Below are 22,368 nucleotides of genomic sequence, written 5' to 3' on the forward strand. Positions count from 1 at the left end.
CGCCCCCGGCCCCGCACCCGACACCCCCGGCCCCGGTCCCGCACCCGACACCCCCGCCCCCGCCCCCGCCCCAGCCCCCGACGCCCCCGTACCCGTACCCGTACCCGTACCCGACGCCCGCGAAGAGGCCCGCGCCCTCGTCGGCGGCCTCCCCCTCCTCTCCCCCGCCCTCCGCGGCATCCCGGCCGGCATGCGCACGGAACTCGCCCACCTCGCCACCGCCTGGCTCAGCGCCGGACACAGCCCCGCCGACATCCAGGCCCACATCCACCGCAACCTGCCCTCCGGCGGCACGCCCGTACACCGCCCCGGCGGGCTCGTACGGTACCTACTCCGCGAAGTCCCGCCCGTAGCACCGCCACAGCCCCCACCACCCACCGCGCCCGGGATCTCCGCCCGACTCGCCTCGACCCGGGAATGCGAGGGCGCACACGACCAAGTCATGCTGTTCCGGCCCGTGGGCGACGAGACACTGTGCCGCCTGTGCACGCCTGACCTGATCGGCCAGGGCGGATCCTAGACAGTCCCTCAACCGTGTAGGTCGTGGGCTTGGGCGCCACCATGTCCGGTGTGGTGCCTTCAACGGTCAGGTTCCCGGTCCACAGCTCGTACCGGTTGCACCAGGCGCCGCCGAAGTCGACGCGTCGCCCGCCGGGCTCCAGTTTCCAGCCCGCCGCCTCCCAGCGGGCGAGGAGGTCACCGCAGACGAAGGCCCGGTGAGCTTGCAGCATGACCCACCTGCCCTTGTCGACCTCGGTCGCCGAGTCCTTGTTCATGGCAGACGCCATCTGCCACAGACACGACCAGTCCACACCCGGAGTCAGCGGGCCGACAATGCCGACCTCCCCCAGCCTCCGCTCGTCCAGATGATGCGTGGCATAGCCGAAGACGGTACCGAACAGGGGAAACGCACAGGTCCGCGTCCGGCCTTCCGCACCACTGACATTGCGCATAACGTCAACTCCGATAGCAGCGCGGCCCGGACGTCTTCTCCACACCCGGGCCGCGCTGTGTCCGATGGGTCGGTCAGGTCAGCAGCACGGACCGTCACCACAGCAGGCCGGCGCGTTGCAGTCCGCCGCGAACCCCCACAACGACCTGTCCACCTCGAACCCGGCGCCGCGGATCAGATCCATGACGTCGAGCATCAGACCGGTCGTGCGGGTCTTGGAGTTCGGCGCGTGGTGCAGGAACCGGCCGAAGTGCTCCTCACACCACTCCGCGTACTCCTGGCTGTGGAGCATGAACGTGTGCCACGCCGGATCCACATCCCGGCTGGGCGCCATCACATCGCCCTTCTCGGTCGCCCCCATCACCCACAGAAACGCCAGGCCTTCGTTCATGACCCGACCGGCCCTGCCCACATCCATGCCGTACTCGTCGGCGCAGAACGCCGTCAGCCTGTCGAACAGCTCAGGGGACACAAGGTCCTGACCGCGCCGCAGGGCGACGGGCCTCTCGGGTGCAAGCGTCATGAGGAAGTCCCTTCTTCGGTAGGCGTGATGGGAGGCTGTGGCGCAGCGGGCTGGGGACACCTGTCGGTGTGCCAGTAGGCGGGGACCAGATTCACGGCGTCTCCCGGACGCCGATAGCCGCGCCGCACCGGCTCATTCCGCTCGATCGCCTGCCTGCACGCAGGACAGATCTGCCCCTCAGGCGCGTACGTGCCGTATTCCACCAGCCGGGCGTGAGTGCCCGCCGCCGACGCCGTTCCCGCTCTCGCCATACCGTCCGCCTCCTGGATTTCGCGACAGGTCGATAATCCTGCGGGCAGCCGAGCGCATCTAGCCTGTTTCCCGTTCCCTCAAGAAGTCGTCCCGAATTTCTTCTACATGGGCTCGCATTTCGTCGCCTGAAAGTGCCGAACACGCGAATCCATCGAACTTTCGAACGTAAGTCGTCACGTCACGTGGATCGGTCACCACTATCTCGGCATGCACCGTCTCGACCGTGACCATGCGGCCATCACGAATGACAAAGGCATGGTTCGCGATGTCGTTCTGCCGAGACGCCAGTGGAACGACCCGGATGTCGATGTGCGAGAGTCTCGACACAGAGATGATGCGGTCGAGTTGGGCAGCCATCATCAACGGAGAGACGATCTTCCAGCGAAGAGCGGTCTCGGTCATGACGAAGCGAAGCGTCTTGGAACCGTCGAACAGGACGGATTGGCGTTCCAGTCGGCCGCTGATGGTTCGGTTGAGCGCGTCGACACTCAGTTCATGGCGCCTGAGCACGGCACGGATGTACTCGGGCGTCTGGAGAAGTCCAGGCACAAGGGCCGGCTGGAACAGACGCAAGGTGGTCATCTGGGCTTCGAGCGCCATGGCTGCGGCCTGGCCCTTGTGGATGCCGGCACGCTTGAGGAGCCGCCAGGCGGTAGCCTCCGCGGTGGCTGCCCTGGCGACCTCTGTGAACTCTGCCTTGATCTCTGCGGACACACCGATGGCCGTAAGGATGCGTTCGACGTCGGTGGCGCTGGGCAGAAGCTTGGCGTTCTCGATCTTCGACAGCTTCGACGGAGACATGAGCGCGCTGCGGGCTACTGCTTTGGCCTCCCTTCCGGATGCCTCACGCAGAGCTCGCAGCGCCGCCCCCAACTGTGCGTTGTTCACTTGCCGTACTTGGCCCACCAGTCGGTGAACGGCTCGGCGTGTGCAAGCGCCGCCTGCCGGTAGACAAGAAATCTCTCCGTCTCCGCTACCGGCAGCACGTTCGCACCTCGGAAGGCACCGTGCTCGTCGTACTCCATCACTGCCGTGTCAGCCGAGTCGAAGAGCCAGAAATCGGGCACCCCGGCCAGCGGGTTCGGCGCGTCCGTCACGTCGAGAATGAAGAATTCCTCCCCTCCGGTCATGTTCTTTCGGTACCCCCAGCCCAGCTCGAAGCGCAGATACTCCGTGAGCGGTCGAGTCAGGACATGAACGCGATAGACACGCTTGCCCCGGCCGGTGTGAGACCGGAGCTCCGCCACCCATTCGGCGTTGTATCCGTCCGGTTGCGGCTCTCCCGCCCGAAACAACTCATAGGCGTCCGTGTTCCCGGACCGGCTGTAGTCGTCCAAGGTCTCCAGGCGGAACGCCTCCCGCTCGAACGAGTCGAAGAGGTCGCCGAGCGTCCTAGACGAGCCCATCGGCAATGGCCTTCTTGAGCAGCTCCGCGGGGATCTCGACCAGCGTCTCGTGAGCGGGAATTCTGAGCCCGTGGTCGGTCGGGGTCTCCCCCTGCACGAGAAACGTCCCACGATCGGTCGCGTAGATCGTCGGACAATCCTTGAGGTCGCACGTACTGACGAGCTTGGTCACCTGCATGCCGATCGGTTCCCCTCTCCGTCTGGTTGATGCCGAGTTCGATGCTCCCGAGGACACGGCACAAGGGGCAAGGGATCACGGTTGAAAGAACGGGAAACCGCCTCCGTCACTCCATCAGAGGGCCCGACCGCTCCTGCATTCGACGGCCGGAGCCGGACCCGTCTCGCGGAGGTCCCGACCGGAGGTGGCAGGCCTTCGTCGCTTTCGGGTCACCCCGGGGCTGTTGATCCAAGTGAGGGTAGGCTAACCTGCTCGCCATGAGGTAAGGCTTACCTACCTCACCCCCCCTTTTTTTGCGACCCTCCGGAAGCCGACCGGCCCGGCACGTACCGAAAGCGACTCCGCCATGCCCAGCACCGCCCGAGCCACCTCCCTCACCCGTCGCGGCCTGCTTGCCGCGGGCGGCGCCCTCGGGATCGGCGCCGCGCTCGCCGCGTGCGGCGGGAAAGACGCGAAGGACGGCGGCTCCGCGAAGCCCTCGGCCTCCGGCAAGTCCGGCGCCTGGGAGTTCAAGGACGACCGCGGCCAGACGGTGAAGACGGCGGCGACGCCGAAGAACATCGTCGCCTTCACCGGCATGGCCGCCGCCCTGAAGGACTTCGGCATCGAGGTGAAGGGCGTCTTCGGCCCGACCTACGTCGAGGACCCCAAGACGAAGACGAAGAAGGCCGACGTCCAGGCCGGCGACCTCGACATCGACAAGGTCACCGTCCTCGGCAACGTCTGGGGCGAGTTCAAGATCGAGGAGTACCTCAAGCTCCAGCCCGAGGTCCTCATCACGGACATGTGGGAGAAGGACGCCCTCTGGTACGTCCCGGAGGAGCAGAAGGACAAGATCCTCAAGATCGCTCCCAGCGTCGCCCTGTGGGCCGCCGGGACGTCGATGCCCACCGTGCTCCAGCGCCACGTCGACCTCGCCGCCTCGCTCGGCGCCGACGTCACCAGCGACCGGATCAAGGCGGACAAGGCCCGCTTCGAGGCCGCCGCCGAGCGGGTCCGCAAGGCCGCCAAGGCCAAGAAGGGCATCAAGGTCCTCATCGGCTCCGGCGCGCCCGACACCTTCTACGTCTCCGCCCCGGCCCGCCCGACCGACACCCTCTTCTTCCAGGAGCTGGGCGTCGACCTGATCGTCCCGGACAAGCTGGACCCGACCGGCTGGTTCGAGCTGCTCAGCTGGGAGAACGTCGACAAGTACAAGGCCGACGTCATCCTCCTCGACAACCGCACCTCCGCCCTCCAGCCCGAGGCCCTGAAGGCCAAGCCGACCTGGGCCGCGCTGCCCGCCGTCAAGGCCGGCCAGGTGTTCCCGCGCGTCACCGAGCCGATCTACTCGTACGCCAAGTGCGCCCCGCTCCTGGAGGACCTGGCCAAGGCCCTCGAGAACGCCAAGAAGGTGTCCTGACCCGTGACGAACGCCGAGACCGCCCCGTTCCAGTTCTTCTCCCTCCAGGTCGACCGGACGCGGCGGCTCGGCCCGTCCCTGGTCCGCGTCACCTTCACCGGTGAGGACCTGAAGCGCTTCGCCGCCGGCGGCCGCGACCAGTCGCTCTCGCTGTTCCTGCCCCACCCGGGGCAGGACGCGCCGGTGCTGCCGCCGCTCGACGACCCGGACATGTACGCGATCCTCGGCGCCTACCGGGCCATGCCGCACGACGAGCGGGCCGTGATGCGCTCGTACACCGTCCGCGCGCAGCGGACCTCCCCGGTGGACGAGGTCGACATCGACTTCGCCGTACACGAGGACGGCGGCCCCGCCTGCCGCTGGGCCCAGCAGGCCACGGCAGGCGACAAGGTCGTCGTGCTCGGCCCCGCCGTGGCCGAGAACACCGGGGTGCGCTTCCAGCTGCCCGCGGACGCCGACTCCGTGCTCCTCTGGGGCGACGAGACGGCACTGCCCGCCGTCTCCGCGATCCTGGAGTGGCTGCCGGCCGAGACCCGCGCCCACGTCTACCTCGAAGTCCCGTACTCCGGCGACCGCGTGGAGCTCGCGACCGAGGCCGACGCGACCGTCACCTGGCTGGTACGGGAGGAGGGCGCGCCGTCCGCCGTCGAGGCGATCGCGGGCGCCGGGCTGCCCGGCGAGTCGCCCTACGTGTGGATCGCGGGCGAGTCCGGCTCCGTGAAGGCGCTGCGCCGGCACTTCGTGCGCGAGCGCGGGATCGACAAGCGCCGCGTGACGTTCGTCGGGTACTGGCGCAAGGGCCTGTCCGAGGACGCCCTGCGCGAGGTCCCGGACGAGACGCAGGAAGAGGCTTAGGCCCACCCCGCCCCACGGTCCCGGGATGCCCTGCGCGAGACCCCGGACGAGACGGACGAGACGCAGGAAGAGGCCTAGGCCCACCCCGCCCCACCAGACGCGTAGTCCCGCCCCACCCGTCCACGGGTTCGAACGGCCCCCCGACCCACTGAGGTCGGGGGGCCGTTGTGCGAAGAATTTAGGTTAGGCTAACCTTACCTAGACCGACCGAGTCCGCTCCCCGGAAGGGCCCCACATGCGCTCCCACCTCCTCAACGCCGCGACGGCGGAGTCGTACCGACGCTCCGTCACCGAAGGAGTGGACCGGGTCGCGAGGAAACTCGCCACCGCGCGCGGCCCGTTCACCGGCGTCACCCCCGCCGAGCTCGCGCCCGTCGTCGACGCCGTCGACCTCGACAAGCCGCTCGGCGACGCCTCCGCCGCCCTCGACGAGCTGGAGGACGTGTACCTGCGCGACGCGGTCTACTTCCACCACCCGCGCTACCTCGCCCACCTCAACTGCCCCGTCGTGATACCGGCGGTGCTCGGCGAGGCCGTCCTGTCCGCCGTCAACTCCTCCCTGGACACCTGGGACCAGAGCGCCGGCGGCACCCTCATCGAGCGCAGGCTCGTCGACTGGACCGCCGGCCGGATCGGCCTCGGTCCGCTCGCCGACGGCGTGTTCACCAGCGGCGGCACCCAGTCCAACCTCCAGGCGCTGCTCATCGCCCGCGAGGAGGCCCGGCTCGGCCGCGACGGCCGCCCCGGCACCGACGACCTGGCGAAACTGCGGATCTTCTCCTCCGAGTGCAGCCACTTCAGCGTCCAGAAGTCGGCCACCCTGCTCGGCCTCTCCCGCGACGCCGTCGTCTCCGTCCCCGTCGACCGCGACCGCCGCATGCAGTCCGTCGTCCTCGCCGCCGAGCTGGAGGCCTGCCGGGCCGAGGGCCTGATCCCGATGGCGATCGTCGCCACCGCCGGCACCACCGACTTCGGCTCCATCGACCCGCTGCCGGAGATCGCCGCCCTGGCCGCCGAGTACGGGGCCTGGATGCACGTCGACGCCGCCTACGGCTGCGGACTGCTCGCCTCGCCGACCCGCCGCCACCTCCTCGACGGCATCGAGCGCGCCGACTCCGTCACCGTCGACTACCACAAGTCCTTCTTCCAGCCGGTGAGTTCCTCCGCCGTCCTGGTCCGCGACGGCGCCACGCTGCGCCACGCCACCTACCACGCGGACTACCTCAACCCCCGGCGCGCGCTCGCCGAGCACATCCCCAACCAGGTCGACAAGTCCCTGCAGACCACCCGCCGCTTCGACGCCCTCAAGCTGTGGCTGACCCTGCGCGTCATGGGCGCCGACGGCATCGGCGGCCTCTTCGACGAGGTCTGCGACCTGGCCCGGGCCGGATTCGAGCTGCTCGCCGCCGACCCGCGCTACGACGTGGTCGTCGAGCCGCAGCTGTCCACCCTCGTCTACCGCTACGTCCCCGAGGACGTCACCTCGCCCGAGGACGTCGACCGCGCCAACCTCCACGCCCGCAAGGCCCTGATGGCCTCCGGCGAGGCCATCGTGGCCGGCACGAAGGTCGACGGCCGCCAGTACCTCAAGTTCACCTTGCTCAACCCCGAGACGACCGTGGCCGACATCGCCGCCGTCCTCGATCTGATAGCCGGCCACGCCGAGCAGTACCTGGGAGAGAACCTTGTCCACGCCTGAGACGACCGACGCGTACGACTTCATCGGCATCGGGCTCGGTCCCTTCAACCTCGGCCTCGCCTGCCTCACCGAGCCCATCGACGAGCTGAACGGCCTGTTCCTCGAGTCCAAGCCGGACTTCGAATGGCACTCCGGGATGTTCCTGGAGGGCGCCCACCTCCAGACGCCGTTCATGTCGGACCTGGTCACCCTCGCCGACCCGACCTCGCCGTACTCCTTCCTCCAGTACCTGAAGGAGAAGGGCCGGCTCTACTCCTTCTACATCCGCGAGAACTTCTACCCGCTGCGCGCCGAGTACAACGACTACTGCCGCTGGGCCGCCGCGCAGCTCTCCTCGATCCGCTTCTCCACCACCGTCGCCTCGGTCTCGTACGACGAGTCCGCCGAGGAGTACGCGGTGACCACCGAGGCCGGCGACACCTTCCGCGCCCGCCGGATCGTGCTCGGCACCGGCACCCCGCCGTACGTCCCCGAGGCCTGCCGGGGCCTGGGCGGCGACCTCGTCCACAACTCGCGCTACCTGCCCAACAAGGAAGCGCTGCAGAAGAAGAAGTCGATCACGATCGTCGGCAGCGGCCAGAGCGCCGCCGAGATCTACTACGACCTCCTCAGCGAGATCGACGTCCACGGCTACCGCCTCAACTGGGTGACCCGCTCCCCGCGCTTCTTCCCGCTGGAGTACACCAAGCTCACCCTGGAGATGACCTCGCCGGAGTACGTGGACTACTTCCACGCGCTGCCCGAGCGGACCCGCTACCGCCTGGAGAGCGAGCAGAAGGGCCTGTTCAAGGGCATCAACGGCGACCTCGTCGACGCCATCTTCGACCTGCTCTACCAGAAGAACTTCGCCGGCCCGGTCCCCACCCGGCTGCTCACCAACTCCGCGCTGCACTCCGCCGCGTACGACGAGACGAGCGGCACGTACACGCTCGGCTTCCGCCAGGAGGAGCAGGAGAAGGACTTCGCGATCGAGACCGAGGGCCTGATCCTCTCCACCGGCTACAAGTACACCGTCCCCGCCTTCCTGGAGCCGGTCGCGGACCGCCTCCGCTGGGACTCCCAGGGCCGCTTCGACGTGGCCCGCAACTACTCGGTCGACACCACCGGCCGCGCGGTCTTCCTGCAGAACGCCGGCGTCCACACCCACTCGATCACCTCGCCCGACCTGGGCATGGGCCCGTACCGGAACGCCTACATCATCGGAGAGATGCTGGGTCGCGAGTACTACCCCGTCGAGAAGACCATCGCGTTCCAGGAGTTCGCCGTATGACCCCCCGCACCCCCGACATCCGCATACGCCCGTACGACCCGCTCAAGGACGCCGAGCTCATCCACCCCTGGGTCACCCACCCCAAGGCGACCTACTGGATGATGCAGGACTTCAAGCTCCAGGACGTCGAGCGCGAGTACATGGCGATCGCCGCGAACCCGCACCACGACGCCTTCATCGGCCTCGTCGACGGCGAGCCCGCCTTCCTCATGGAGCGCTACGACCCCGCGCACGTCGAGCTCGTCGGCCTGTACGAGCCGCTGCCCGGCGACGTCGGCATGCACTTCCTCGTCGCGCCCACCGACACCCCCGTGCACGGCTTCACCCGTACGGTGATCACCGCCGTCATGGCCGAGCTGTTCGCCGACCCGGCCACCGCCCGCGTCGTCGTCGAGCCCGACGTCCGCAACACCGCCGTCCACGCGCTCAACGAGGCCGTCGGGTTCACACCCGAGCGGGAGATCCGGAAGCCGGAGAAGAACGCCCTGCTCAGCTTCTGCACCCGCGCCGCCTTCGAGGCCGCGACGGGCCTCACGGCCGGCTCCCGTACGGCCTCCGAGGGCACCGCCGCGTCCTCCGTGGAGGTGGCCGCGTGAACGCCTCCGCCGACAGCCCCGTCGCCCACCTCACGCCCGAGCGCTGGGCCGACGCCAACCGCGCCCTGATCCGCAAGGGCCTCGCCGAGTTCATCCACGAGCGGCTGCTCGACCCGCAGGAGCTCGGCGACAGCCGCTACCGGGTGCTCAGCGACGACCGCCGCACCGAGTACCGCTTCACCGCCGACCGCTTCGCGCTCGACCACTGGCAGGTCTACCCGGAGTCCATCAGCCGGCACCGGGGCAGCGAGCAGCTGCCGCTGGACGCCCTGCAGTTCATCACCGAACTGCGCGGCTCGCTCGGCCTGAGCGACGAGATCCTCCCGGTCTACCTGGAGGAGATCTCCTCCACGCTGGCCGGCACCGCGTTCAAGGCGACCAAGCCGCGCGTGGGCTCCGCCGAGCTGGCCCGGGCCGGCTTCCAGGCGATCGAGACCGGGATGACCGAGGGCCACCCCTGCTTCGTCGCCAACAACGGACGGCTCGGCTTCGGCGTCGACGAGTACCGCGCCTACGCCCCCGAGGCCGCCCGGCCGATCCACCTGGTGTGGCTGGCCGCGCACCGCGACCGCACCACCTTCACCGCCGGCAAGGACATCGCGTACGACTCCTTCATCCGCGCCGAGCTCGGCGACGCGACGGTGGACGGCTTCGCCGCCGCCCTCGCCGAGCGCGGCCTGGACCTGGCCGACTACCTGCTGATGCCGGTGCACCCCTGGCAGTGGTGGAACAAGATGGCCGTCACCTTCGCCGCCGAGGTCGCCCAGCAGCGGCTCGTGTACCTGGGCGAGGGCGACGACGCCTATCTGGCGCAGCAATCCATCCGCACCTTCTTCAACACCACCGACCCGGCGAAGCACTACGTGAAGACGGCCCTGTCCGTCCTCAACATGGGCTTCATGCGGGGCCTCTCGGCCGCCTACATGGAGGCCACGCCCGCCATCAACGACTGGCTGGCCGGGCTGATCGAGGCCGACCCGGTCCTCCAGGCGGCGCGCTTCTCGATCATCCGCGAGCGGGCGGCGGTCGGCTACCGGCACCTCGAGTACGAGGCCGCCACCGACCGCTACTCGCCCTACCGCAAGATGCTGGCCGCGCTGTGGCGCGAGTCCCCGGTGCCGTCCCTCGCCGAGGGCGAGCGGCTCGCGACGATGGCCTCGCTGCTGCACGTCGACCACGCGGGCGCGTCCTTCACCGGCGCCCTGATCAAGGAGTCGGGCCTGGCACCGACGGAGTGGCTGCGCCGCTACCTGGACGCCTACCTGCTGCCGGTGCTGCACTGCTTCTACGCGTACGACCTGGTCTACATGCCGCACGGCGAGAACGTGATCCTGGTCCTCGACGAGCGGGGCGCGGTGTCCCGGGCGATCTTCAAGGACATCGCCGAGGAGATCTGCGTCATGGACCCGGCCGCGGTGCTGCCGCCGGCCGTGGAGCGGATCCGGGCCGAGGTCCCGGAGGACATGAAGCTGCTCTCCGTGTTCACGGACGTCTTCGACTGCTTCCTGCGCTTCCTCGGTGCCACCCTGGCCGCCGAGGGCGTCGTGGGCGAGGACGACTTCTGGCGCACGGTCGCGGAGTGCGTGCGGGGCTACCAGGACTCCCGCCCGGAGCTGGCGGACCGGTTCGCGCAGTACGACATGTTCACGGAGACCTTCGCGCTGTCCGCGCTCAACCGCCTCCAGCTGCGCAACAACAAGCAGATGGTGGACCTGGCGGACCCGTCGGCGGCGCTCCAGCTGGTCGGCGACCTCGTGAACCCGATCGCACGCTTCGCCTGACCCGCCCCCGAACCGATGTGAGCCCCGCCGGAGTACGGTCCTCCGCCGGGGCTCTCATCTCTTCCGGGTAGGGGCAGGAGTCCCGTGCCCCGCGCGGGCACGCGACGAGCGCCCGGGACGTCAGGGCTTCACGATGCGCATCTTCGGCGGGTCGTGCGGGTGGTTGCGGATCTCCACGACGCAGTCGACGGCGGCGGATTCGTCGTGCTGCGGGCCGGTGCCCATGTAGCGGTCGAACCACTGGACCAGGTGCGCGCACGCCGTGCAGCCCGGGACCGGCACGGGGCGGGGGCGGAGCTCGTGGTCGGCGGAGAGGACGAGCACGGGAGGGACGGGGTTGGCGAGGATCCGGACACTCGCCCACTCCCCCTCGGTGGGCGGCCGCAGGTTTCCGGGCGAAACGGCCCACTCGGCGCCACCGCCGACAGGCCGCACGTAGACGCTGCCACTCTCGTGGCGCGTGACCCTGCCGAGCCGGGTCACGCCGTTGCTGACGTCTGCGACGAACTCGCCGGCGACGGGGCCGGGCGGGGGCTCCTTCGGGGTCGGGGGGACGGCGCGTACGGACACGGGTCGCTCCTCTCCGTAGCTGAATCACTACCAGGGGTGCCCAGCGTGAACTACAGTCGAGTTCCCTTCAACTAGTCCGATCCGAAGGATGAGTTGTGGTCAACCGCAAGGAATTACGGCCGGACTCCAGCCCGCAAGCCGCCTACGGAGCTCATCTGCGCAGGCTGCGGGAAGAACGCGGCTGGACCCAGGAGGCCCTGGCCGGACCCATGGGCTGCACCAGCCAACACATCTCCGCGGTCGAAACTTGCCGCAAACCGCCGACCCTGCCGTTCTCGCGTAGAGCCGATCAGGTCTTCGGCCTCGCCGGGACCAGCGAGTCGCTCGAACGCGAGTGGCAGGACATGCGACACGGCGTGCTGCTGGAGGGCTTCCCGGAGTACGTGGGCTACGAGGGCCGGGCAGTGGAGATCCGGCTGTACGAGATCGGGATCGTCCCCGGACTGCTGCAGACCCCGGAATACGCGCGGGTGCTGGCATACAGCGCCGTGAAGCGAGGGGCTATCACCGCCGACCAGGCCGATGAGCGCATCGCCTTTCTGGCGGCGCGTCAAGCGGCACTTGAGCGGGCTCAACCGCCCATGATCTTCCTGGTAATGGACGAGAGCTGCATCCGGCGACCCGTCGGCGGCGACAGAGTCATGGGCGCCCAGCTGGAACGGCTCGTCGAGTTCGCGGACCACCCCAACAGCCTGCTTCAGATCGCTCCGTTCACCATGGGAGAGCGCCGCACGTTCAACCTGCCAGTCAACTTGCTCACCCTCGCGGACCGGTCCGTGGTCTGCTATGCCGAGTCACAGACACAGGGGCATCTTGACCGGGAAATCACCTCCGTGGTGCCCATGTTGACGGCCTACCATCAGCTCCAGGCCGAGTCGCTGTCTCAGGCGGAATCCGTGGCCGCGATCCAAGAAGCACGAAAGGGCACCTCGTGACGACCGAATCCCCCCGCTGGTTCAAGTCCTCCTACAGCGACAACGGCGGCAATTGCATTGAGGTCGCCACCAACCTCGCCGCCTTCCACGGCATCGTCCCCGTCCGCGACTCCAAGCGCCCCGCCGGCCCCGCCCTCCGGGTCGCCGCCACCGCCTTCTCGGTCTTCGTGGCCGGCGTCAAGGACAGCGGGTTCGGCAACGCCTGATCCGCGTGCCCGCGCGAGTCGCCCGGCCGGGTTTCCCCGGTCGGGCGTTCCCGTGGGTACGGGCTACTCGGTCGGCCACGGCACCTGCGGCGAGCGGTAGAAGTCGACGCCCAGCGCGGTCAGGCGCGGCCCCTGTGCGGCCAGCCGCGGCCGGTACGACTCCCAGTCGTGCGTGGCGGCCGGCGACCAGCCCAGTTCCGCGATGCCCGGCAGGCGCGGGAAGGCCATGTGGTCGATGTGGGCGCTCGTGGAGACCGTCTCGGTCCACAGCGGTGCCTCCACGCCCGCGATCGCCGACTCGGGCAGGCCCGGCAGCAGGGTCGCCGGGTCCCAGTCGTAGGACCGCTCGACCTCGACGTAGCCCGCCCAGGACAGGCCGAGCGGTGTGTCCTTCGTGTACTTCATGTCGAGGTAGGCGCGGTCGGCGGGCGAGAGGATCACCTTGGTCCCGGCCCGGCCGGCGGCCGCGACGCGTTCCTTCTCCGCCGCCGACGAGCGGTCGAGGCCCCACCACTGGGCGAGCGCGCCGGCGGCGGGCCGGGCGCCGGTCAGCTGGTGCCAGCCGACGACGGTCTTGCCGTACTTCGCGACGACGGCCTGGGCCCGGTCCATGAAGGCGACGTAGTCGGCGTGGCTGGTGGAGTGGGCCTCGTCGCCGCCGATGTGGAGGTAGCGGCCGGGCGTGAGGGCGGCGAGCTCGCGGACGACGTCGTCCACGAAGTCGTAGGTGATCTCCTTCGGCACGCACAGGGAGCTGAAGCCGACGCTCGTGCCCGTGTACAGCGGCGGTGCGACGCCGTCGCAGTTGAGCTCGGCGTAGGAGGCGAGGGCCGCGTTGGTGTGGCCGGGCATGTCGATCTCGGGCACGACCTCCTGGTAGCGGGAGGCGGCATAGCGGACGATCTCGCGGTAGTCGTCCTTGGTGTAGTGGCCGCCGGAGCCGCCGCCGACCTGGGTGGAGCCGCCGTACGCGGCCAGCCGGGGCCAGGAGTCGATCGCGAGGCGCCAGCCCTGGTCGTCGCTCAGGTGCAGGTGCAGCTTGTTGATCTTGTAGAGGGCGAGCTGGTCGATGTAGCGCTTGACCTGGTCGACGGTGAAGAAGTGCCGGGAGACGTCGAGCATGGCGCCCCGGTAGGCGAAGCGCGGGGTGTCGCGGACGGTGCCGCCGGCGATCTTCCAGGGCCCGGCCTGCACGGTGCGCTTCTCGACGGCGGCGGGCAGCTGCTGGCGCAGGGTCTGCACGCCGCGGAAGAGTCCGGCGGGCTCGTGGGCGGTGAGGGTGACGCCGCCGCGGCCGGAGCGCAGCTCGTAGCCCTCCTCGCCGAGCGCGGTGGCGCGGCGGTCGACGCGGAGCAGGATGCCGCCGCGGGCGGCGTGCTCGTCGACGACGGGCAGCGGATAGCCGGTGGAGGGCCGGAGCACTCCGGCGAGGTAGCGGCCGATCTCCCGGGTCGCGCGGTCGCCGGAGCCGACGCGGACGGCGGTGGCGGGCCCGAGGGTGTACGGCGTGCCGCCGGGCGTCACGGAGGCGGGGGCGGGCACGACGTCGCCGAGCGGCCGGACGTCCGGGGCGGCGGCCCGATCGGCGGCGGCCGGGTCGGCTGCGCCGGCCGGCGCGCCGGAGCTTCCGGCGACGGCGGCCGTGGCACCGGGGAGCCCGACGGCGAGGAGCAGGGAGGAGAGGAGGAGCGGAAACGTTCTGCGCGGTCGCACAGGCTTGTCCCTTCGATGGGGGTCGACTGCGGGCATGGCGTATCCGAACGGTCACCATGCGTACCGTCTGCCCCATCGCGGGTCAAGGTGTAGACCAATTAGCCCATCCGGCGGCACTCTTCCGCCCCCTCCTGCCCGAAATCGGGCAGGATTCTTGCCATAGACCTCCGGCACCCCTCAGTATTCACGGGTGCTCGAACGCCGACCGTCGCACGACGACCTCATCGACCATCTGGTCCGCAGCACCGCGCTCCAGCGCGGTGAGGCCGCCCGGGTGATCCTCGACGTGCTGGCGTACTTCGACGAGTCGACCGAGGACTTCGTCCGCCGCCGCCACCGCGAACTGCAGTCGGGCGGCGCGGTCAACGCCGAGATCTTCGAGCGGATCGCGGCCGAGCTGCCGCACCGCGCCGTGGCGCCACCCGAGCTCTCGCTCCGGCAGCTGCGCCGCATCGTCTACGGCTGATCCCCGAGGCCCCGCCGCCCGGGGCTCCGACCCCCTCGGTCACCCGGCCGGGCACATTCCACTGACTCTGGAGGACTGACACCTTTATGTGCGGAATCGTCGGTTACATCGGCAAGCGCGACGTCGCTCCCCTGCTGCTCGAAGGACTTCAGCGGCTCGAGTACCGGGGTTACGACTCCGCCGGCATCGTCGTCACCAGCCCGAAGGCCGCCGGCCTGAAGATGGTGAAGGCGAAGGGCCGGGTCCGCGACCTGGAGGCCCGGGTCCCCAAGCGCTTCGCGGGCACGACCGGCATCGCGCACACCCGCTGGGCCACCCACGGCGCGCCGAGCGACGTCAACGCCCACCCGCACCTCGACCCCGAGAACAAGGTCGCCGTCGTCCACAACGGCATCGTCGACAACGCGGCCGAGCTGCGCGCCAAGCTGGAGGCCGAGGGCGTCGTCTTCGCCTCCGAGACCGACACCGAGGTCATCACCCACCTGATCGCCCGCTCCCAGGCCGACTCCCTGGAGGAGAAGGTCCGCGAGGCGCTCAAGCACATCGAGGGCACCTACGGCATCGCCGTGATGCACGCCGACTTCAACGACCGCATCGTGGTGGCCCGCAACGGCTCCCCGGTCGTCCTCGGCATCGGCGAGAAGGAGATGTTCGTCGCCTCCGACGTCGCCGCCCTGGTCACCCACACCCGCCAGGTCGTCACCCTCGACGACGGCGAGATGGCCACCCTGAAGGCCGACGACTTCCGCACCTACACGACCTCGGGCGCGTCCACCAACGCCACCCCGGAGACCGTGGAGTGGGAGGCCGCCTCGTACGACATGGGCGGCCACGACACGTACATGCACAAGGAGATCTCCGAGCAGCCCGACGCGGTCGACCGCGTGCTGCGCGGCCGGATCGACGACCGCTTCTCCACCGTGCACCTCGGCGGCCTCAACCTGGACGCCCGCGAGGCCCGCTCCATCCGCCGGATCAAGATCCTCGGCTGCGGCACCTCGTACCACGCCGGTCTGATCGGCGCCTCCCTCATCGAGGGCATGGCCCGCATCCCGGCCGACGCCGAGCCGGCCTCCGAGTTCCGCTACCGCAACCCGGTCGTCGACCCCGACACCCTCTACATCGCCGTCTCCCAGTCCGGCGAGACCTACGACGTGCTCGCCGCCGTCCAGGAGCTCAAGCGCAAGGGCGCCCGCGTCCTCGGCGTGGTCAACGTGGTCGGCTCCGCCATCGCCCGCGAGGCCGACGGCGGCGTCTACGTGCACGCCGGTCCCGAGGTCTGCGTCGTCTCCACGAAGTGCTTCACCAACACGGTGGTCGCCTTCGCGCTGCTGGCCCTGCACCTCGGCCGCATCCGCGACCTGTCCGTCACCGACGGCAAGCGGATCATCGAGGGCCTGCGCAAGCTGCCCGGCCAGATCGAGGAGATCCTCAAGTCCGAGGACGAGATCGAGAAGCTGGCCGCCGAGTACGCGGGCGCCCAGTCGATGATGTTCATCGGCCGCGTCCGGGGCTACCCGGTCGCCCTGGAGGCCTCCCTCAAGCTGAAGGAGATCTCCTACATCCACGCCGAGGCCTACCCGGCCTCCGAGCTGAAGCACGGCCCGCTCGCCCTCATCGAGCCGGCCCTGCCGACGGTCGCCATCGTCCCCGACGACGACCTGCTGGAGAAGAACCGCGCCGCACTGGAGGAGATCAAGGCCCGCAGCGGCCGCATCCTCGCGGTCGCGCACCAGCCGCAGGAGAAGGCCGACCACACCATCGTCGTGCCGAAGAACGAGGACGAGCTCGACCCGATCCTCATGGGCATCCCGCTCCAGCTCTTCGCGTACCACACCGCGCTCGCCATGGGCCGCGACATCGACAAGCCGCGGAACCTGGCCAAGTCCGTCACGGTCGAGTAGCGGGGCCTCCGGGCCTGTCCCCCGGACCCCCGCCCGCCGGGCCTGTCCCCCGGCGTCGGCCGGACACCGCAGCGGTCCCCGTGCTTCCCAGGAGCACGGGGACCGCTGTCTTCGTGCGTACTGCCGTACCGTCGCCGCACCGGCTACGCGTACGGGTACGCGTACGGCTACGGCTACGGATCAGCTCGCCGCCGCCGCGCGGGAGCCGCGGGCCAGCGAGGTCGGCCAGCCGGCCACCGCCGCCGTCGCGCCGTACCAGGCCGCGAGGCCGGCCACCGCGGCCACCCAGCCGCCCGCCTTGCCGAGGCCCGAGTTGTCGGCGAGGGCGCCGATGCCGAGCAGCAGCAGGGCGACGAACAGCAGTCCGTACACGCCCTGTCCGAAGAGTCCGCTGCCGCCCGACGCCATGGTCAGGGTGAGCGCGAGGAGCGCCCACAGCAGCAGGAACAGACCGGCGGCCTCGGCGGAGCCGCTGTCGCCGACGCCGGTTCCCCAGGTGAACCAGAAGGCGCCGAGCGCCGCGTAGGCCGTGCCCTCGCCGGTGCTGCCCGCGCGCAGGGCGAGCAGGCCGACGAGGAACAGGGTCACCCCGCCGACCCAGGTCGCGAGCCCGGCCGCGTCCGCCGCGCCGACGTGGTCGACCACGCCGGTGGAGCCGATGCCGAAGGCCAGCAGGGTCAGTCCGAGTGCGAGGTGTCCGAGGGTGGAGGTGCTGTTTCCCGCGGTGGCGTCGTTGGACACGGCGGGCTCCCTTCAGGTGTGCAGTTGTACTGCTTGGGCCGCTTTGTTCCGGTGACCATTTATGTACCCTTCACAAGCACACAATTCACCTGAGGAAGGCCGAAATTATGGCCGGAACAAGGGAGTTGGGATCGCCAGGGGCCCATGGTGCCGCTGTGGCGGCGGAGTTGCGCGAGGACGGCACGCGACGGCATGACGCACGGTGCGCGAAGAGGCGGAGGGCCGCCGCGCGGGCGGCGCTACGGGACGAAGAGGCGGAGGGCCGCCGCGCGGGCGGCGCTAAGGGATGACGACGACCGGGCGCTGGGCGCGGCGGGCCAGGCGGCCGGCCACCGAGCCGAAGATCCGGCCGACCACGCCGTGCGTGGAGCCGACCACGATCGCGTCGGCGGAGTACTCCCGGCCGACCTCCTCCAGCTCGTGGCAGATGTCGCCACCGCGCTCGACCAGGATCCACGGCACCTCGGAGAGGTGCTCCGCACAGGCCAGCTCCAGGCCGAGGACCTCGGTGCGGTGGTCGGGGACGTCGACGAAGACCGGCGGTTCGCAGCCGGCCCACACGGTGGTGGGCAGCCGGTTGGCGACGTGCACGATGATCAGACCTGAGCCGGAGCGGCGGGCCATGCCGATGGCGTACGCGAGCGCGCGTTCACTGGACGTCGAGCCGTCGAATCCGACGACGACACCGTGCCGGAAGGCCGGGTCGCAGGAGTGACGGGGCTGTTCCACCGCGAGGGGGTCGACCGTGGAGTCGGCGACGCGCTTGCGGTCCGCGGGTTCGGGGAATTCGTGACCGGCCATCGGTGTCTCGGCGAAGAGGGTCCTCTGGAAGGGACGGAAAGGACGGGGAGCGGAACAACGGTTGGCGGCGGAGCTGTGTCCGGGAATCATCTTCCCAAGCCCATACCCCCAAGGGTACGGCGACACTCCTCTCGTGCCCAGGGACGGCCGCCAGGGGCCCTCACGGCGTCCCAGGGAGCATGCACGAGCCCTGCGCCGTAGCGCAATGCCGGATGTGCCCTACAGGTGTCCCAAGGGGGGCCAAACGGACGCCACGCGCAGTGACCGGAAGGTTCCGTTCCTCGTTTTCACAGGTCAACGCCACCGTCGCAGGGAGCCCGCCCGTGCCCGCACCGTCGCCCATGGACACCGCCGACCGTCTCGCCCCCGCCGGCCTCGACCCGGCCGCCCTCGCCTCCGCCGAGACGGTCACCGCGTTCCTCGTACCGCCCGGCGCCGCCGCCTCCGGGCCCCGCGCACCCCGCCCGCGCGGGCGCCGCCGGGCCCGGGGGGCCGGCGGTCCGGGCGGACGCGGGATGCCCGGCGGTGCCGGTCCCGACGCGGGGAGCGACGTGGTCCCGTGGGCGGTCTTCTGCTGCGCGCTCGTCCCGGTCGTCCTCGTGGTCTACGGGACCTCGCTCGGCGGCGCGGCCGGCACCGCGCTCGGTCTCGCCGCCGTGACGGCGGCCTGCCGGGTGCTGCTGCGGCGCTCCGAACGGGGTCTGCGGGCCGAGCGCCACTCGCGGAGTTGACAGGGTCGCACAGCCGATCCCGTATGTTTTCGGCCAAGTTCCCTTCGTCGGTCAACCGGTGGCCGAAGAGCGCTCAACCCGCGTAGGTCCAGGCATCACCGCGCTGTACTGGGCTTCCTGATCGAACGCTTCACGCCAAGTGGCCATGTCGACAATGTGCCGGAAGGAGAACTTGTCGCTCGGGTGCCACGGGACGCAGTAGATTCGATCATGGATACCGAAGACTGGGGTCTCGCGCAAAACCGAGGGGAAACGTGGCACAGCGACACGACCAGGGAGACGCCAACACCGAGGGGGGCTTAGCGTCATGAGCCAGGACCACTCCGCCGCACCGGAGGCGGCACGGAAGCTGTCCGGGCGCCGCCGTCGCGAAGTCGTCGCGGTACTGCTGTTCAGCGGTGGCCCCATCTTCGAGAGCTCCATCCCGCTCTCCGTTTTCGGCATCGACCGCCAGGACGCGGGGGTGCCGCGCTACCGACTGCTCGTCTGCGCCGGCGAGGACGGCCCCCTGCGGACCACAGGAGGCCTCGAACTCTCCGCGCCGTACGGCCTGGAGGCGATCAGCCGGGCCGGCACCGTCGTGGTGCCCGCCTGGCGCTCGATCACCTCGCCGCCTCCGCCGGAGGCGCTCGATGCGCTCCGCCGGGCCCACGAGGAGGGCGCGCGCATCGTCGGTCTGTGCACCGGCGCGTTCGTCCTCGCCGCCGCCGGCCTGCTCGACGGCCGGCCCGCGACCACGCACTGGATGTACGCGCCGACGCTCGCCAAGCGCTACCCGTCGGTCCACGTGGACCCGCGAGAGCTCTTCGTCGACGACGGCGACGTGCTGACCTCCGCCGGCACCGCGGCCGGAATCGACCTCTGTCTGCACATCGTGCGGACCGACCACGGCACGGAGGCGGCGGGCGCCCTGGCGCGCCGGCTGGTCGTCCCGCCGCGGCGCAGCGGCGGTCAGGAGCGCTACCTCGACAGGTCTTTACCGGAGGAGATCGGCGCCGACCCGCTGGCCGAGGTCGTCGCCTGGGCGCTGGAGCACCTCCACGAGCAGTTCGACGTGGAGACGCTCGCGGCACGGGCGTACATGAGCCGTCGTACGTTCGACCGCAGGTTCCGCTCGCTGACCGGCTCGGCGCCGCTGCAGTGGCTGATCACCCAGCGGGTGCTCCAGGCGCAGCGGCTCCTGGAGACCTCCGACTACTCGGTCGACGAGGTCGCGGGACGCTGCGGCTTCCGCTCGCCGGTGGCCCTGCGCGGCCACTTCCGGCGGCAGCTGGGCTCCTCGCCGGCGGCCTACCGGGCGGCGTACCGGGCCCGGCGGCCCCAGGGCGACGGCGCCACGGCGGTCCTCGACGCGGTCGTCCCGGCACAGGCCCAGACGCTTCCGCGCCGTCCCGGGCACCTGCTGGAGCCGGGGAAGCCCACGTCGGACGCCTACACCGGCGGCCGGCCGGCACTCCCCGGCCAGCGCAGCGCGCCGTAACCGGCACCCGTGAGCCGCGCGAGCCACAAGCCGCGCACCGAGAAACCGAAGGGCTCCCCAGGCACCTCCTGGAGGGGCCCTTCGGCCATCCCGCGGTCCGGGCCGGTGTTCCGGACCGCGTTCGGCCATAAGGTAGGACGCATGAACGATCGCATGGTGTGGATCGACTGCGAGATGACCGGGCTCTCGCTGACGGACGACGCACTCATCGAGGTGGCCGCACTGGTCACCGACTCGGAACTGAACGTGCTCGGCGAAGGCGTGGACATCGTGATCCGCCCGCCGGACGCGGCCCTGGAGACCATGCCGGAGATCGTGCGCCAGATGCACACGGCCTCGGGCCTCCTCGACGCGCTCGCCGACGGCACCACCCTGGCCGACGCCGAGGCGCAGGTCCTCGCGTATGTCCGCGAGCACGTCAAGGAGCCCCGCAAGGCCCCGCTGTGCGGCAACTCGGTCTCCACCGACCGCGGCTTCCTCGCCCGGGACATGCCCGCCCTGGAGGGCCACCTCCACTACCGGATCGTCGATGTCTCCTCGGTCAAGGAACTGGCACGCCGCTGGTACCCGAGGGCGTACTTCAACAGTCCGGAGAAGAACGGCAACCACCGGGCGCTCGCCGACATCCGCGAGTCCATCGCCGAGCTCCGCTACTACCGCGAGGCGATCTTCGTGCCGCAGCCCGGCCCGGACTCCGAGACCGCGAAGCAGATCGCGGCCCGGCACGTCCTCCCGGCCGAGTAGCCCGCCGGTCCGGCGGGGCGCTCGCGCCCCCGGCACCCCCTCGGGGGAAAACGTGTGCGCGAGCACCCCCTCGGACCCTGTAGACTTCTTCTCGGCCGGTCAGGGAAGCCCTCGGGCGAATGACCGGTCGTGGTGGGTATAGCTCAGCTGGTAGAGCACCTGGTTGTGGTCCAGGATGTCGCGGGTTCGAGTCCCGTTACTCACCCTGAATGATCAAGGGCTGACCTGTGTAAACAGGTCAGCCCTTCGTCGTTCCGGGATTCTTCGGAGCATGAGAAGAACGCGGATGTCCGTCACCCGTCGTGCCGTCGGCCCGTGGCGAGCATCGTGGAGGGGCCCGAGACGGACGGCACCTGCACCTTTCGGGTGAAGTCGCGCCAAGACGGTTCCTGACAGACCGAGAACTTCGGCGAGGGTGAGCAGGCCGAACAGTTCAAGAAGCTGGTCGAGGCGCACGGCGTCCGATGGCCGCATGGCTGGGTGCGCGGCGAGGGATTCGTGGGGCAGCCGAAGATCCCCGGCGACATGCCGCTCGTTCTTCGCCGTGCCCGGGGTCAGAGAGCACCGACCGTGTCGAGGGCAGCCTGCCACGGGTACGCTGCCGGGTTGCCCTGCCCTGGCTGGTTCGGCACGAAGCCGCCCTCGCCGTAGAGCACCGTCACCCCCGCGCCGCGGAGAGTCGCAACAGACAGCTCGAACTGAGGGTGCTGCACGTAGGCCGCGTTCACACACGGCATGGCCACGATCGGGATGCCCTTGCCGATGCCCTCGGCGACAACGCCGACGACGAACGTGTCCGTGAGCCCGAGTGCCCATGCGTTGATCGTGTTGAACGTGGCCGGCGCGAACAGGATCGCGTCCGCCTTCGGCCACACGTCCGGCTTCCCGGGCAGCTTGTACTCGGAGCGGACGGGGCGGCCGGTGAGCGTGGCGAGCCCGTCGAGGGAGTCGGCGAGCCAGCGGGCGGCGGTGGGGGTGAGGCCGAGGCAGACGTCCCAGCCGTCTGCCTGCGCGTCCTCGACGACCCGGGCGATGTCGAAGACCGGCGGCGCCGCGCTGCTGAACAGGTACAGAGTCCGGGTGCTCATGGATACGACCCTACGCAACCGCCCCCTATCCAGGCGGAGTCGGGGGCGGCGCGAGTAGCGTTCCAGATCACGAGT

At 70.2% G+C, this 22,368-nt stretch carries 23 protein-coding genes and 1 tRNA gene; 14 read left to right on the forward strand and 10 right to left on the reverse strand.

Annotation, left to right across the window (positions count from 1 at the left end):
• Window positions 1–440: 440 nt before the first annotated feature.
• The 5 genes from ESG85_RS14050 to ESG85_RS14070 all read right to left on the reverse strand — a co-directional run bounded on the left by ESG85_RS14050 (window position 441) and on the right by ESG85_RS14070 (window position 3,311).
• Window positions 441–953, reverse strand: coding sequence for a hypothetical protein (locus tag ESG85_RS14050; protein ID WP_181019033.1), 513 nt, complete (start codon window positions 951–953; stop codon window positions 441–443).
• A 78-nt stretch (window positions 954–1,031) separates the two neighbouring features.
• Window positions 1,032–1,475 carry a glycine-rich domain-containing protein gene (locus tag ESG85_RS14055; RefSeq protein WP_128979081.1) on the reverse strand — a complete coding sequence of 148 codons (444 nt, stop codon included), beginning with the start codon at window positions 1,473–1,475 and terminating at the stop codon, window positions 1,032–1,034.
• A 309-nt stretch (window positions 1,476–1,784) separates the two neighbouring features.
• Window positions 1,785–2,615 (reverse strand): helix-turn-helix domain-containing protein, encoded by an 831-nt coding sequence (locus ESG85_RS14060; RefSeq protein ID WP_128979083.1) that lies wholly within the window; start codon window positions 2,613–2,615, stop codon window positions 1,785–1,787.
• On the reverse strand, window positions 2,612–3,133 hold the full coding sequence (locus tag ESG85_RS14065; protein WP_128979085.1) for a DUF6879 family protein: 522 nt from the start codon (window positions 3,131–3,133) through the stop codon (window positions 2,612–2,614). The genes ESG85_RS14060 and ESG85_RS14065 overlap by 4 nt, the downstream gene beginning before the upstream one ends.
• Window positions 3,120–3,311 (reverse strand): hypothetical protein, encoded by a 192-nt coding sequence (locus tag ESG85_RS14070; protein ID WP_128979087.1) that lies wholly within the window; start codon window positions 3,309–3,311, stop codon window positions 3,120–3,122. Before ESG85_RS14070 ends, ESG85_RS14065 begins: the two co-directional genes overlap by 14 nt.
• Window positions 3,312–3,657: 346 nt before the next feature.
• Between ESG85_RS14070 and ESG85_RS14075 the strand changes: the two genes are divergently transcribed.
• The 6 genes from ESG85_RS14075 (at window position 3,658) to ESG85_RS14100 (ending at window position 10,914) form a co-directional block, all read left to right on the forward strand.
• Window positions 3,658–4,713 (forward strand): ABC transporter substrate-binding protein, encoded by a 1,056-nt coding sequence (locus tag ESG85_RS14075; RefSeq protein WP_128979089.1) that lies wholly within the window; start codon window positions 3,658–3,660, stop codon window positions 4,711–4,713.
• Between the two features lie 3 nt (window positions 4,714–4,716).
• Window positions 4,717–5,568, forward strand: a complete 852-nt coding sequence (locus ESG85_RS14080; protein WP_128979091.1) for a siderophore-interacting protein — start codon at window positions 4,717–4,719, stop codon at window positions 5,566–5,568.
• 235 nt (window positions 5,569–5,803) lie between these two features.
• Window positions 5,804–7,267, forward strand: coding sequence for a pyridoxal phosphate-dependent decarboxylase family protein (locus ESG85_RS14085; protein ID WP_128979093.1), 1,464 nt, complete (start codon window positions 5,804–5,806; stop codon window positions 7,265–7,267).
• On the forward strand, window positions 7,254–8,537 hold the full coding sequence (locus ESG85_RS14090) for a lysine N(6)-hydroxylase/L-ornithine N(5)-oxygenase family protein (protein WP_128979095.1): 1,284 nt from the start codon (window positions 7,254–7,256) through the stop codon (window positions 8,535–8,537). Before ESG85_RS14085 ends, ESG85_RS14090 begins: the two co-directional genes overlap by 14 nt.
• Window positions 8,534–9,133: a GNAT family N-acetyltransferase gene (locus tag ESG85_RS14095; protein ID WP_128979098.1), complete on the forward strand. Its 600-nt coding sequence runs from the start codon at window positions 8,534–8,536 to the stop codon at window positions 9,131–9,133. Before ESG85_RS14090 ends, ESG85_RS14095 begins: the two co-directional genes overlap by 4 nt.
• Entirely contained in the window at window positions 9,130–10,914 is a 1,785-nt protein-coding gene (locus ESG85_RS14100; protein WP_128979099.1) for an IucA/IucC family protein, read from the forward strand. Before ESG85_RS14095 ends, ESG85_RS14100 begins: the two co-directional genes overlap by 4 nt.
• Window positions 10,915–11,034: 120 nt before the next feature.
• On the opposite strand, the gene ESG85_RS14105 is transcribed toward ESG85_RS14100, so the two are convergent.
• Window positions 11,035–11,484, reverse strand: coding sequence for a hypothetical protein (locus tag ESG85_RS14105; protein ID WP_128979101.1), 450 nt, complete (start codon window positions 11,482–11,484; stop codon window positions 11,035–11,037).
• A 95-nt stretch (window positions 11,485–11,579) separates the two neighbouring features.
• Here ESG85_RS14105 and ESG85_RS14110 point away from each other — a divergent pair, with 95 nt between their 5' ends.
• Window positions 11,580–12,419, forward strand: a complete 840-nt coding sequence (locus ESG85_RS14110) for a helix-turn-helix domain-containing protein (protein WP_128979103.1) — start codon at window positions 11,580–11,582, stop codon at window positions 12,417–12,419.
• A complete protein-coding gene (locus tag ESG85_RS14115; protein ID WP_128979105.1) occupies window positions 12,416–12,625 on the forward strand; it encodes a DUF397 domain-containing protein in 210 nt (69 codons plus the stop codon). Before ESG85_RS14110 ends, ESG85_RS14115 begins: the two co-directional genes overlap by 4 nt.
• 63 nt (window positions 12,626–12,688) lie before the next feature.
• Here the strand turns inward: ESG85_RS14115 and ESG85_RS14120 are convergent, their stop codons facing one another.
• On the reverse strand, window positions 12,689–14,374 hold the full coding sequence (locus ESG85_RS14120) for a beta-N-acetylhexosaminidase (protein ID WP_128979107.1): 1,686 nt from the start codon (window positions 14,372–14,374) through the stop codon (window positions 12,689–12,691).
• Between the two features lie 154 nt (window positions 14,375–14,528).
• Here ESG85_RS14120 and ESG85_RS14125 point away from each other — a divergent pair, with 154 nt between their 5' ends.
• Window positions 14,529–14,804 carry a hypothetical protein gene (locus tag ESG85_RS14125; RefSeq protein ID WP_128979109.1) on the forward strand — a complete coding sequence of 92 codons (276 nt, stop codon included), beginning with the start codon at window positions 14,529–14,531 and terminating at the stop codon, window positions 14,802–14,804.
• An 86-nt stretch (window positions 14,805–14,890) separates the two neighbouring features.
• Window positions 14,891–16,708, forward strand: a complete 1,818-nt coding sequence (gene glmS / locus ESG85_RS14130; protein ID WP_128979111.1) for a glutamine--fructose-6-phosphate transaminase (isomerizing) — start codon at window positions 14,891–14,893, stop codon at window positions 16,706–16,708.
• A gap of 180 nt (window positions 16,709–16,888) precedes the next feature.
• On the opposite strand, the gene ESG85_RS14135 is transcribed toward glmS, so the two are convergent.
• Complete coding sequence (locus tag ESG85_RS14135) at window positions 16,889–17,449, reverse strand: GPR1/FUN34/YaaH family transporter (RefSeq protein ID WP_128979113.1); 561 nt, start codon at window positions 17,447–17,449, stop codon at window positions 16,889–16,891.
• A 279-nt stretch (window positions 17,450–17,728) separates the two neighbouring features.
• Window positions 17,729–18,250, reverse strand: coding sequence for a universal stress protein (locus ESG85_RS14140; protein WP_128979115.1), 522 nt, complete (start codon window positions 18,248–18,250; stop codon window positions 17,729–17,731).
• Between the two features lie 323 nt (window positions 18,251–18,573).
• On the opposite strand from ESG85_RS14140, the gene ESG85_RS36925 reads away from it, so the two are divergent.
• The 4 genes from ESG85_RS36925 (at window position 18,574) to ESG85_RS14160 (ending at window position 21,410) form a co-directional block, all read left to right on the forward strand.
• Window positions 18,574–18,981 carry a hypothetical protein gene (locus ESG85_RS36925; RefSeq protein ID WP_425471223.1) on the forward strand — a complete coding sequence of 136 codons (408 nt, stop codon included), beginning with the start codon at window positions 18,574–18,576 and terminating at the stop codon, window positions 18,979–18,981.
• Window positions 18,982–19,288: 307 nt separating this feature from the next.
• Window positions 19,289–20,461: a helix-turn-helix domain-containing protein gene (locus tag ESG85_RS14150; protein WP_128979117.1), complete on the forward strand. Its 1,173-nt coding sequence runs from the start codon at window positions 19,289–19,291 to the stop codon at window positions 20,459–20,461.
• 141 nt (window positions 20,462–20,602) lie between these two features.
• Window positions 20,603–21,205, forward strand: coding sequence for an oligoribonuclease (gene orn, locus ESG85_RS14155; RefSeq protein WP_128979119.1), 603 nt, complete (start codon window positions 20,603–20,605; stop codon window positions 21,203–21,205).
• A 132-nt stretch (window positions 21,206–21,337) separates the two neighbouring features.
• Window positions 21,338–21,410, forward strand: a tRNA-His gene (locus ESG85_RS14160).
• A gap of 349 nt (window positions 21,411–21,759) precedes the next feature.
• Here the strand turns inward: ESG85_RS14160 and ESG85_RS14170 are convergent.
• Window positions 21,760–22,293 (reverse strand): flavoprotein, encoded by a 534-nt coding sequence (locus ESG85_RS14170; RefSeq protein ID WP_128979121.1) that lies wholly within the window; start codon window positions 22,291–22,293, stop codon window positions 21,760–21,762.
• Between the last annotated feature and the right edge of the window lie 75 nt (window positions 22,294–22,368).

Origin of the sequence: Streptomyces roseicoloratus (assembly GCF_004117935.1) — a bacterium.
GTDB classification, from domain to species: domain Bacteria; phylum Actinomycetota; class Actinomycetes; order Streptomycetales; family Streptomycetaceae; genus Streptomyces; species Streptomyces roseicoloratus.